The sequence below is a fragment of the Eubacterium sp. ER2 genome (assembly GCF_000765215.1).
Taxonomy (GTDB): domain Bacteria; phylum Bacillota; class Clostridia; order Lachnospirales; family Lachnospiraceae; genus Claveliimonas; species Claveliimonas intestinigallinarum.
This window is the reverse complement of record NZ_JPJE01000026.1, coordinates 1-11,344: the sequence shown is the minus strand read 5'-3', so window position 1 is coordinate 11,344 and position 11,344 is coordinate 1. Positions and strand designations below refer to the sequence as shown.

The following is an 11,344-nucleotide window of genomic DNA, read 5'->3' as shown; positions in this document are numbered from 1 at the left end:
GGTGGTCTTGTTGTGATACTCTTTTTTCAACCTGTATAAAATTTTCAAAGTTCATTAATTTCTGCTTGACTTTTTATTTGCAGACTTTTTATACTTATGCTTCTTTCCCGCAATACCGCAAAGCAGCCAAAAAAAGCCCTTACTGTTTTCACAGTAAGGGCGAGTTCTCTTATCGCGGTACCACCTTGCTTCACCTGTGCCTCGCGGCACCGGCCTCATCCGGCTGCTCCCCCCTGTCAGATCCACATGTGTCTTACTTTTCGGATCACAGCCTGGCACTTTAACGCGCGCCAACCCGTCACAGCCTACTTGCCGATCCGCTTCCGCCTTCTGTCTGGCTTCCGCTTTCTTCCCGGTGTTCGGTGTGAGGCTCCAAGACGTATTCATATGCGGTTCCTTCGTGCGCCTCTCAGCAACCGGCTGCTCTCTGTACGGGTGTCCCGGATACTACTTGTTCTTTTCCAAGCCTTTTGTGTATGTTTCTGTCTGACTGTCATCCTAGCCTATCCGGCTGCATTTGTCAAGCCTGTTTGGCGAAATCGCCCGGGCATCCCATCACACTTTCCCTTTATAGTAAGGGCATTTCTTCCGGAGGCACTGCTGGTTCTCCCCGGAAAATGTGCAGATAATCTCCTCCGGCAGTTCCATCTGAATACCCAGCTCTTCCTCTGTCAAAAGAGCCGCTTCCTTTAACGCCGTAAAGGTATCCCTCTTGCAGCATCTGGGGCCGCCGATCCTGCTGATGGCATCCAGCGCCCTGGCTGTCATCCGGTTGGAAAGCCCCCAGGAATTCCCCGATAGAGGCGTGGCTCCGGTGAGAATACTCATGTAAATACCGGTGCTCACCCCTGCGCCGCAGCATCCCCAGAACCCGCAGGCGCCGCCGGGGACCTGGCTGCCCCGCTCTTCCATCTGCCGGAGGGCCTCCTCCAGATCCAGCCCGGCTCCACAGTTATGGCAGGCGGTAAGGAGAGCTGCCCCTGCCATCACGTGATGCTCCGGCCCGTGCATGTATATATAAGGATCCGCCATGATCTGCTGCACAATGGCCACAGGATCCTTAAGGGAAGTCTCCAGGCACAGGGCCCGTATCGCTTCCAATCCTTTCTTCGCGTGGCAGGCGTCACAGACATAGTGACCCTCCCGGCAGGAAGCATGGCTCTTCTCCTTTTTCCCACAGAAGACGCAGGTCATGTCCACCGCCTCCTGGCAGTACACAAGCTCCTGCCCGCAGACAAGGCAGCCCCCTCTTCCTCCTTTTTTCTTCTCTTCCATGACTTCTACCTTCCTGTCTCTGTCAGTACGTTTCCATCCTTGATGACAGCCTTCAGACGCAGATCCTTATCAAGAAGCACAAGATCCGCCTTCTTTCCAGGTGTGATGGAGCCTCTGGTCTCGTAAACTCCCAGGCTTTTTGCCGGGTTCATGGTGGCGCAGGCCACGGCTGTCTCCAGAGGAATGTCCATCTTCTTTACAGCCGTGCGCACACAGTCCATAAGATTGGTGGCAGAGCCTGCCAGAGCCCCGTCAGACACAAGGGTGGCGTGGTTTCCTTTCACATCCACATCCAGTCCGCCCAGAGTGTACCGCCCGTCCGGCATCCCTGTGGCCCGCATGCTGTCGCTGATGAAAATGATCCGGTCTTCGCCCAGCATCTTAAAGGTAGCCCGGACCATCGCCGGATGGATGTGCACGCCGTCACAGATCAGCTCCGCCATCACGTGGGGGCTGTCCGCCACTGCTCCCACCACGCCGGGAGCGCGGTGTGTAAAGGCCGGCATGGCATTATATAAATGCACTGCGTGGCAGGCTCCTCTGTCGTAAGCCGCCTTTGCAGAGTCATAGTCCGCATTGGTATGGGCCAGTGATACATGGACTTCATCTTTCACTGCCTCCACAAACTCCAGGGCGCCCTCCTTCTCCGGCGCAACGCCGATATAGTTGACTGTCCCTTCCGCCGCCTTCTGGAAACGGTGGAAGATCTCCACGTCACAGAGACGGATATTTCTGGCGTCCTGAGCTCCCTTCTTCTCCTCACTGATAAAGGGGCCTTCCATATTCACGCCGAGGAAGTCCGCCCTCGCCGGATCCGGCTGGGCCTGCTGCTTTTTGCCGTAGGCAGCTCCTGTGGCCAGGATCTCCTCCAGTTCCTCCACAGGCAGCGTCATGGTAGCCGGGTTGATGCCTGTAACTCCCACAGAGGCCTCGTATTTTGCGATCTCCTCTATGGCCTCCTCTGTGCCGTCGCAGAAATCATGCCCCATGCATCCGTGAAAGTGGATATCTATGAGGCCGGGAATGGCATAGCATCCTTCCCCGTCCAGCGTCTCTTCCTGTTCCCCGGAATTTTCCGTCTCTTCCCCAGGAGCGGCAAAAAGCCCGTCTCTGATACAGATTTCCCCTTCTTCAAAAGATTTATCTTCCCTGTATACTTTTACATTTTTGATACGCATATCTCTTTCTCCTTCCGCTGTCCCCTCCGGACAGACTGTGCTGAGAACATTATAGTATACTCTGCCTGTACAAACAACACGGAGACTGAAAAATTCAGTCTCCGCGAAAAATCTTATCGAATTATAAACTGCAGAACATCTGCTGCCACGGCCACCGTCAGAAGCAGGTATGCCGCCATCTTCTGTCTGCCGTTTCCGGCTTTCAGATGCACGATCAGAGCCGCGATGCACAAAACGCCGGGGGCCAGCCCCATCACGCGCTGAGCAATCCAGTTCGTCGGAAGAGAAATTGCCTGAAGCGCCGAAAGAGCGATGCCCCACGCAGACATAAGATAAAAGAGTACTTTTTTTACCTTTTCTCCCTTTACAAGGTACAGGCCGAGAAGCCCTCCGATGCTGATCACACTGATTCCCACATAAAAAATTAATAATAATCCTAATGCCATTCTTATTTCCTCCTGGTATACATTTATTGTTTACCTCCCTTCCGGGAGGCGGGATTCATATCCCTTTCTGGTATACAGAATATCATGGCTTTATAAAGAAACCTGGCATATGATTCTGAAGAATTCTAAAGAAGCGCCGGAATATTTAATGTAATTCTGATCCGGAACACATTTCCCTCGGGGCCGGCCTGTACCTCTCCGCCGTAGGCAGCCGCGGTCTCCTTTATACTCTCCAGGCCGATCTGCCTGCTCTCCACCTGTCCCTCTGTCCTGCGGATCCCATTTTCCTGGAGGATCCTCAGCTCATTCCCTCTGCTCTCTATGACAAGCACCACTTCCCTGTCCGGATCTGCATATTTTTCCACATTGGAAATAAGGTTATCCACGATGCGACGCAGGGCAGATATGTCCGCCCGCCCCGGGAAAGAACCACACCCGGAGAGATCGGTCCTGCATGTAAACCGCTCCTCCAGCAGCTCCTCCCACCCGGCGGCAAGCTGTTCCGCAAGGAAGCGGATATCTTCCACCTTCTCCCATGTCCCGGATCGCCCGTCCAGAAGCTGATCCATCAGCTCTTTCACCTGTATGGCTTTGGACCGGACAAGCTCCATGTAGCTGTGCATCTCTTCCTTAGTGACTGTCTCTCTTTTTTCCAGCAGTTCCGTGTAGGACAGGACAGAGGTAAGAGGCGTGCGGATATCGTGGGAGAGGGAACGTATGAAAGCTTCCCTTGCATCCTTCATCTCCTGCTCTCTCCGGCTGATCTCCTTTCTGGTGGCTGTAAGGTAATTGATGCTCTCTGCCAGCCGGGTCAGCTCATCATCTCCTTCCAGCGGGATCTGCACATCTTTTCTTTTCTGCATGCTCTCCACGCCGTTTATGATCTGTATCAGATAGGAGAGTCTCCGCCCCAGAAGAAGAAGGAACAGAATGACAAACACGATCACAGCCGCGGCAATGCACACTCCTCTCAGCCAGACCCCTATAGCCGCATACACGATCCCCTCGGGAATGATCTGCCTTCTGTCCAGGTAGACCTCCACAATGGACTGGGAGGTGAGATAAAGGAAGAAAAAAGTAAAGACAGCCACAATGACCGACAGCACCAGATACTCAAAAATCTCTCCCGCCAGTTTCTTCGCCCTGGCCGGCTTTTTTCCCTTTTTATTCCACATAGTATCCCTTTCCCCAGGCCGTCTTGATATACCTTGGATTTCTGGAATCATCCCCCAGCTTTTTCCGGATGTTTTTGATATGTACCATGATCGTTGTATCCCCTACCGCGTCATCCTCCCAGACGCTCTGGTAAATATTGTCCAGGGAATAGATCTTTTTCCTGTGGCTGATAAGCAGCTCCAGAATCCGGTACTCTGTGTGCGTCAGAATAATCATCTCCCCGTCTTTCCAGACGGACTGGCGGTCCGTGTCCAGTTTCAGATCTTTGTAAGTCAGTTCATCTGCCGGCGCCTCCTCCGCCTTGTGCTGCATTCTTGCATAGTCGCGGCTCCTTCGCAGCAGCGCTCCCACCCGCATCAGAAGTTCTGCATTGGAAAACGGCTTCACCATATAGTCGTCCGCCCCCGCATCAAAACCCATTCTCTTGTCCGCCTCGCCGGAGTATGCGGTGAGAAAAATGATGGGCGCATAGTAGTTCCTTCGTATCTCCATCCCGGCCGCGAACCCGGACATTCCGGGCATGTTTACATCCAGGATATAGAGGTCAATGGTGTCATCCGCCAGGTTCACCGCCTCCTGGCCGTCTGCCGCCTCCACCACCTCATACCCCTCTTCCGCAAGGAGCATGCCAAGTATGCCGCGTATCTCTTTTTCATCGTCCGCCACAAGTATTTTCGCTTTTTTATCCATATCTTTCTCCCTCTCTTTGATCTGCTTCTGACATATCCTGCTTAGAATGTAACACAGGCCCTCCCGCATCACAATCCTTTTTGGGAAAATTCCGGCCGGAGATGGATTGTACACCTTTCCCTTTTTTGTTATAGTAGCTTTAGTAAAATTTCAAATACAAAGGGGAATGTATACATGAACCAGAAAACCTATGATTGTTATGTAAAAATACTGAAGACGGAGCTTGTGCCCGCCCTGGGATGCACGGAGCCTATCGCTCTTGCCTACGCTTCCGCCAAAGCCGTGGACGTGCTGGGCGATTTTCCGGACCGTATGGAAGCCCTGTGCAGCGGCAACATCATCAAGAATGTGAAAGGCGTCAAAGTGCCCAACTCGGGAGGTCTCAAAGGCGTGGAAGCCGCTGTCATCCTGGGCGCTGCCGGCGGGGATGCCTCCAAGGAGCTGGAGGTGCTGGAGAGCGTCCAGGAAAAAGACAGGGAGCGCACGGCCGCGCTTCTGAAAGACCGCTTCTGCACCTGCCTTCTCAAGGAAGGGGTTCCCAACCTCTATATTGAAATCCACGCTTTTAAAGGGGCGGAAACCGCTGTTGTGCGGATCGAGCAGACCCACACAAACATTACCTTCATCTCCCGGAACGGCGCTGTTCTTTTTGAGAAAGAAGCCGTCTCCCAGGAGGCTCTGACAGACAAATCCCTTCTTAATCTAAATGATATCATCACATTTGCAGAGGAAGTGGATCTGGATCTGGTAAAGGACTGTCTGGAGCGCCAGATCGAGTACAACATGGCCATCTCTGAGGAAGGGCTGAAAAACAACTGGGGCGCCGGCGTGGGCCGGACGATCCTGGAAACATTCGGCCAGGATGTGCGCTGGAAGTCCATAGCCAGAGCCGCCGCCGGATCAGACGCCCGCATGAGCGGCTGTTCCCTGCCGGTGATCATCATCTCCGGCTCCGGCAACCAGGGCATGACCTGCTCTCTCCCGGTGATTGAATACGCCCGCTCCACCGGCGCATCACACGAGAAGCTTCTGCGGGCCCTGTGCATTTCCAATCTGACAGCCCAGGATCAGAAGCGCTATATCGGTCCCCTGTCCGCCTACTGCGGAGCTGTCTGCGCGGCAGCCGGAGCAGGCGCGGGAATTACCTACCTGTGCGGCGGCACCGCGGAACAGATCGAGAACACAGTGATCAACACCATTGTCAATGCCGGCGGCATCACCTGCGACGGCGCAAAGCCAAGCTGCGCCGCCAAAATCTTCTCCTCCCTGCAGGCCGCCTTCCTGGGCCACAGCCTGGCCATGAAAGGCTTCCGCTTTGAGGCCGGCGAAGGACTTGCCATGGACACGGCTGAGGACACGGTAAAGGCCATCGGATACATGGGCCGGGAAGGTATGCGCCAGACGGATATCGAGATCTTGAACATGATGATCGGAAAGACAGACCTGTCTTCCATCTGACATACCTTTCTTCACTTACATACTTTTTACATACGCGCTGTATTTACAGCCCTGCCATTCTCGTGGCCGCATGATCGGCAAAATCCCTGTCATGCTCTACCAGGAGCATGGTGGGGCTGTATCTCTGTATCAGCTCCATAATCTGTCTCCTGGAAAAGATATCGATATAGTTCATGGGTTCATCCCATATATACAGGTGAGCCTGCTCACAGAGGCTGGCTGCGATCAGCACTTTCTTTTTCTGCCCCAGACTGTAGTCCTCCATCTTCTTCTCAAACTGCAGCCTGGAAAAATCCATCTTCCTAAGAAGCGCCATGAAAAGAGACAGGGAGAGGCCTCTGTTTTTTGCATAAGTCCTCAGATCCCCCGACAGGCCGGCAGGGTTCTGGGGCACATAGGATATGACAAGCCCGGGGGCAAGCCGGATGCGTCCGCCGGTGATCCGCAGCTCCCCTGCTTCTGCCGGCAAAACCGCCTGCATCCCGCCGGCCTCCTCACCATCCATCCAGGACGTAAGAACCGCTTTCAGCACGCTGGATTTCCCGCAGCCGTTGCGCCCCGAAAGAAGCACCCTCTCTCCCTGGTCCACATGCAGACTGAGCCCCTCCAGCACTCTGCAGCTGCCGTAGGACAGGGTGACGTCCTCCATAAGCACCAGCCTGTTTTTGTGATGCGTAAGAGGACAGATCTTCAGATCCTCCGCCGTCTCCACATTTTTCAGTAGCTTCCTTTTTTCCTCCGCTGCCGTCAGCATTCTGTTCTCCATGCTTTTGGAGCGCTTCATCATTTTGGCAGCCTTGTGGCCGATGGCTCCCCGGTCCGGCTTCAGTCCTCCGATCTTTGTTCCGGTCTTTGTCTTCTCCACAGCGTCCGACCACCTTTCCGTGCGGGCAGCCGCTGCCTCCAGGCGCCGGATATCTTTTTTCAGTTTTTCATTCTCTCCCAGCTCAAAAGTATCTTTCTTCTCTTTCTGTTCCTGCCATGTGGTAAAATTCCCCCGGATGACCTCTATATCTGACCGGTTAATGGACAGAATGTGATCCACACACCCGTCCAGAAAATACCGGTCATGGGACACGAGGATAAAGCCTTTCTTTCCCTGCAGATAGCGCATCATACTCTCCCTGGCCTCCATATCCAGATGATTGGTGGGCTCGTCGATCAGCAGGAAGGCGTTCTCTCTGGCAAAGAGCCCGGCCATCATAACCCGGGTCTGCTCCCCGCCGCTTAAAGAGTCAAAAGGTCTGTACAGGATCCCCGGATCCATATCCAGGCAGGTCAGCTCCCGGCAGATTTTCCACAGTTCGCAGGACGGGTCCGCCTCCTCCAGCACCTCTATGACATCCCTGCTCCCATCTTTCACCGGGACAGGAAAATACTCCATCTGCACATCCCCCTGGATACTTCCAGTATACTCATATGCTCCCATGAGGAGCTTAAGAAGCGTCGTCTTTCCCCGCCCGTTTCTGCCGGTAAGTCCCAGCTTCCAGTCCGTATCAATTCTGAAGGACACGTCCTCAAAAACCGGCTCCATTCCTCCCTCATAGCAGAACGTCAGATGACTGACTTGTATCATTGACATTGTGTGATCCCTCCTTTTCAAAGCGCATACAAAAAAGCACAGGAAAATTCCCGTGCCCGAAAAACTCCATCCGGAGTCTCTTTCCATACAAAGCTGCGCCCTGCGCGCCTCTTACGGATTCTATTTATCTGGATACAAGGATTTTCATTTCTGCATGCGCATAAAACATGTCCACCGCGGTTCCTTCCCCGGCGGATCTGTCACGCCTATATGAACTTCATATATTATCTGCAGAAATTCTTCATCCTTTCACCCCTTTGCATGTACATTCTTCCTGTACAAAATAGCACAGACCCCTCTGGCTGTCAACCTCTGACTTCTGTTTTACCTTTCATTTTTCACCACGCTGCTGTTCCGGTATATACTGAGAAGGATACCGGCATACAACAGCAGCGTAAGCCGGGAGGATCAGCGAACCCCAGAACCAGGACGTGGTCCAGAACCAGCTTACTCCATTCAGAAAAAAGCGGCCCGGTTCAGCACATGCCAGCAATTTACAGCCCGCATTGATCCCGATGGCAGAGATCCAGAAGCGGAAAGCATACTTCCCTATCACCGTATAATCTGCCAGGCAGATCCCTGCCATCATCAGAGCTCCCAGGGCCATGTATTTCCCCTGTCTCCACACCTCCGCGGCCTTGTAGGCGGAGTCTGGCTGCCGATAGGTCATCCATTGCAGAAAGAGGCCTGCCAGGCTCAGCACAACGATCACCGCCACCAGCTTCCAGTCCATCCGGGGCCTGTGTATCCGGTCCAGCTCCATCCCTGTCTCCACCGGATCTCCCATCTGGCGCACAGCCTCCTCTTCCGCCTCATCAGCGTTCATTCCATCTGCCATGTAATCCAGCTTCTGATCCTCGATATGGCCCTCAAGCTCCTCCCAGAACTTTCACCACAGCCCTGGAATACTCCTTCCACTCCTCCTCTTTTTTCGCAAGCTGTTTTTTTCCGGCCTTTGTGAGCCCGTAGTATTTCCGCGTCTTCCCACCGGCATCCTGCTCCCAGGAGGTGAGATATCCTTTTTCCTCCAGCGTGTGCAGAAGAGGGTACAGAGTTCCCGCTTTCAGTTCAAACACATTCTCTGATTTCTCACGCAGCGTCTCGATCATCTCGTAGCCGTACATATCCTTCTCTTCCAGAAGTTTCATAATGAGCATAGCTGTGCTCCCGGAAATCAGACTCTTTTCCACTGCCATAAACCCGGCCTCCTTTCCTTTTCCCCCATACAGGGGAGTCATTCATATAGATGTTCGATATATCGACTATCTATATAGTATATCGAACATCTACCTATGTCAAGCCGCCAGGCTCACTTTCTTCAGGTTAAATCCGGTCAATAATCTCCTGGATCGTCTCTTTGCTCTCCTCCAGGTCCTGGGCGATCTCCTCCGCCGTCTTTCCCCTGGCCAGTTTTTTCTTTATCTTTTCCATCAGCACTGCTTCTTTTCCAGCTTGATATCCGTCCTCAAACGCCTCATTTTTCACTGCTTTCTCATACTTCTCCTGGTCAAATGTCTCCAGTATCATCTGCACTACCTCCGCCTTCTGCTGGATTAAGATGTCCTTCAGAATTTCATCCCGGATGCAGCCGTCTATCGTCTGCATGATCGCTTCTTCCAGAGACTTCTTTGTCTCCAGGTTTTTCCGCACCCTGTCCACAAAAATCGCGTACTCCTTAAGCCTGCGGCATTTTTCCATAAGCTCACGGTTATGGCCATAGTTAATGTTCAGCATTACCGTGGTGCATTCCAGGGCCGGAGTTCTCCCCTCCCCGCCCTTCTCAAAAAGGTCAGACAGACGAAGGACCGTCCGGTCCGGCTGGCTGTCCGTACCATTGTAAAACACAATATGCTGTGGGAACGGAAAGGTTTTTGCGCTGGAGCCGTAGATGTTGATATTGTTCCGTGCAATGATCTTTTCGTACAGCTTTGCATAATATAGAAGCCCCCGCATAGGCATATTGGGATTGTAGGTGCTCTGATGCTCGTACTCTGTGCCAGACACGGCATTATACAGAGACAGAAGATCCTCCTTATTGCTGAATACAAGCCGGAAAAGCCGATCCTTATACTCCCGGTCAGCGGTGGGATATTCTGAGTCATCCACATTTACAATATTTACTTTTCTGGTCATACTCATAGAAATATTATACCTCCATTATAGACATAAAGACAACGTACTGCAACCTTTTCCCTTGTCTGCACACTTTGTAAAAAAGGAATGGTTCTGGCGGAAACCGCCCCGGACATGCGCCGGATGATGAAAAATAAGAATGGCTGCCCTGGCAGCCTCATAAGAAAAGATTTCCTCTGTGAATGGTTTACATTATACACAGAATTATGACAATCGGCAAGATGGAATAGTGCACAAAATCCCCTACTTGATCTTGTGGAATATTTCCTTCTCCTAAATCAATCGAGTAGGGGAGATTTTCTCTCCCCTCTCACACCACCGTACATGCCGTTCGGCATACGGCGGTTCAACATAACTTCAAAGCATGGCGCTCATTGTAATAGTCAAGACAGCTTACAAGCCCTGCTTTAGTTAATACATCTTTAGAGATTGCCCTGACAACGCATGTCTTCGTTGCTACCCAATAATAGCGGTCTCCACAATACGCTGTCAGTCTTGCAAGGTCTTTTCCAACTCCCAGTTTCTGCAATCCCCATTGTCGCTTTCCTGGTACCTTCCACTGTTTCCAGATGATAACTCTGAGTCTTGTTCTTAAATGTGCGTCTATTTCTGTCATTACTGTTTTCATGGAACCAAGGGCATAGTAGTTAATCCATCCTCTTGTTACCTGATTGATTTTCTCAATCTTGCCCGTGACTGTTCCCGGCATTTTCCTACAGGTCAATCCTTTCAATCTGTCCTTGAACTTCTTCACAGTTCCCTGATGGGGTCTGCACTTCCATTCTTTCGTCTTGCTGTCCTTATAAAACCCGAAGCCAAGATATTTTAGCTTCATCGGTCTTGTGATGTGGGTCTTGGTCATGTTGACCTTTAACCTCAGTTTCCTCTGTATCCAATCCGATACCGTCCGCATCACTCTTTTTGCACTCGATTCGCTTTTGACCGCTATCACACAATCATCTGCGTATCTTGTGAACCGCAGCCCTCTTGCTTCCAATTCCTTATCCAATTCATTCAACATGATATTTGACAGCAATGGTGACAGATTTCCGCCCTGCGGGGTTCCGAGTTTTGTTTCCTCATAGCCTTGCGGTGTCATGACTCCTGCTTTCAGATATTTACGGATTAAGGATTCTGTATCGCCATCGTTGATAATGTCATGAACCAGACTCATCAACTTATCCTGCGGTACATTGTCGAAAAATTTCTCCAAGTCGATGTCCACAATCCATTCATATCCCTCGTTTAAATATACAAGCAGTTGCCTTACTGCCATTTCGCAGCTTCTGTTCGGTCTGAAACCATAACTCCACTCCGAAAACAAAGGCTCACACATGGGGCTTACCACCTGTACGATGCCCTGCTGGATAACCCTGTCCATTACGGTTGGGATCCCCAGCTTTCTC

11 protein-coding genes are annotated in these 11,344 nt (G+C 52.0%); 1 reads left to right on the top strand and 10 read right to left on the bottom strand.

The features are described from left to right. Positions 1–555 precede the first annotated feature (555 nt). The 5 genes from NI21_RS0109690 to NI21_RS0109670 form a co-directional block, all read right to left on the bottom strand. Positions 556–1,275 carry a DUF5714 domain-containing protein gene (locus tag NI21_RS0109690; RefSeq protein ID WP_033126043.1) on the bottom strand — a complete coding sequence of 240 codons (720 nt, stop codon included), beginning with the start codon at positions 1,273–1,275 and terminating at the stop codon, positions 556–558. A 5-nt stretch (positions 1,276–1,280) separates the two neighbouring features. Then, positions 1,281–2,453 carry an N-acetylglucosamine-6-phosphate deacetylase gene (gene nagA, locus NI21_RS0109685; protein WP_033126042.1) on the bottom strand — a complete coding sequence of 391 codons (1,173 nt, stop codon included), beginning with the start codon at positions 2,451–2,453 and terminating at the stop codon, positions 1,281–1,283. Positions 2,454–2,566: 113 nt separating this feature from the next. Beyond that, positions 2,567–2,899 carry a hypothetical protein gene (locus NI21_RS0109680; RefSeq protein WP_033126041.1) on the bottom strand — a complete coding sequence of 111 codons (333 nt, stop codon included), beginning with the start codon at positions 2,897–2,899 and terminating at the stop codon, positions 2,567–2,569. A gap of 125 nt (positions 2,900–3,024) precedes the next feature. Continuing rightward, positions 3,025–4,074, bottom strand: coding sequence for a sensor histidine kinase KdpD (locus NI21_RS0109675; RefSeq protein WP_052084037.1), 1,050 nt, complete (start codon positions 4,072–4,074; stop codon positions 3,025–3,027). Continuing rightward, positions 4,064–4,765 carry a response regulator transcription factor gene (locus tag NI21_RS0109670; RefSeq protein WP_033126046.1) on the bottom strand — a complete coding sequence of 234 codons (702 nt, stop codon included), beginning with the start codon at positions 4,763–4,765 and terminating at the stop codon, positions 4,064–4,066. Before NI21_RS0109670 ends, NI21_RS0109675 begins: the two co-directional genes overlap by 11 nt. Positions 4,766–4,939: 174 nt before the next feature. On the opposite strand from NI21_RS0109670, the gene NI21_RS0109665 reads away from it, so the two are divergent. Further along, entirely contained in the window at positions 4,940–6,223 is a 1,284-nt protein-coding gene (locus NI21_RS0109665; protein WP_033126040.1) for a serine dehydratase subunit alpha family protein, read from the top strand. Between the two features lie 43 nt (positions 6,224–6,266). Here the strand turns inward: NI21_RS0109665 and abc-f are convergent, their stop codons facing one another. From abc-f to ltrA, 5 genes are all read right to left on the bottom strand, one after another. Next, positions 6,267–7,805, bottom strand: a complete 1,539-nt coding sequence (gene abc-f / locus NI21_RS0109660) for a ribosomal protection-like ABC-F family protein (protein WP_033126039.1) — start codon at positions 7,803–7,805, stop codon at positions 6,267–6,269. A 331-nt stretch (positions 7,806–8,136) separates the two neighbouring features. Next, a complete protein-coding gene (locus NI21_RS0109655; protein ID WP_033126038.1) occupies positions 8,137–8,643 on the bottom strand; it encodes a hypothetical protein in 507 nt (168 codons plus the stop codon). A 31-nt stretch (positions 8,644–8,674) separates the two neighbouring features. After that, the gene (locus tag NI21_RS0109650) at positions 8,675–9,001 is read right to left on the bottom strand and encodes a PadR family transcriptional regulator (protein WP_033126037.1); all 327 of its coding nucleotides are present in this window, start codon (positions 8,999–9,001) and stop codon (positions 8,675–8,677) included. Positions 9,002–9,128: 127 nt separating this feature from the next. Beyond that, the gene (locus tag NI21_RS0109645) at positions 9,129–9,944 is read right to left on the bottom strand and encodes a hypothetical protein (protein WP_052084036.1); all 816 of its coding nucleotides are present in this window, start codon (positions 9,942–9,944) and stop codon (positions 9,129–9,131) included. A gap of 340 nt (positions 9,945–10,284) precedes the next feature. After that, positions 10,285–11,344, bottom strand: a 1,060-nt coding sequence (gene ltrA / locus NI21_RS0109640; protein ID WP_033126036.1) for a group II intron reverse transcriptase/maturase, incomplete at its 5' end; no start/stop codon positions are given.

Coding starts and splice junctions, on each gene's coding strand:
- NI21_RS0109690 (WP_033126043.1), bottom strand. CDS start 1,275: ATGGAAGAGAAGAAAAAAGGAGGAAGAGGGGGCTGCCTTGTCTGCGGG.
- nagA (WP_033126042.1), bottom strand. CDS start 2,453: ATGCGTATCAAAAATGTAAAAGTATACAGGGAAGATAAATCTTTTGAA.
- NI21_RS0109680 (WP_033126041.1), bottom strand. CDS start 2,899: ATGGCATTAGGATTATTATTAATTTTTTATGTGGGAATCAGTGTGATC.
- NI21_RS0109675 (WP_052084037.1), bottom strand. CDS start 4,074: ATGTGGAATAAAAAGGGAAAAAAGCCGGCCAGGGCGAAGAAACTGGCG.
- NI21_RS0109670 (WP_033126046.1), bottom strand. CDS start 4,765: ATGGATAAAAAAGCGAAAATACTTGTGGCGGACGATGAAAAAGAGATA.
- NI21_RS0109665 (WP_033126040.1), top strand. CDS start 4,940: ATGAACCAGAAAACCTATGATTGTTATGTAAAAATACTGAAGACGGAG.
- abc-f (WP_033126039.1), bottom strand. CDS start 7,805: ATGTCAATGATACAAGTCAGTCATCTGACGTTCTGCTATGAGGGAGGA.
- NI21_RS0109655 (WP_033126038.1), bottom strand. CDS start 8,643: ATGGCAGATGGAATGAACGCTGATGAGGCGGAAGAGGAGGCTGTGCGC.
- NI21_RS0109650 (WP_033126037.1), bottom strand. CDS start 9,001: ATGGCAGTGGAAAAGAGTCTGATTTCCGGGAGCACAGCTATGCTCATT.
- NI21_RS0109645 (WP_052084036.1), bottom strand. CDS start 9,944: ATGAGTATGACCAGAAAAGTAAATATTGTAAATGTGGATGACTCAGAA.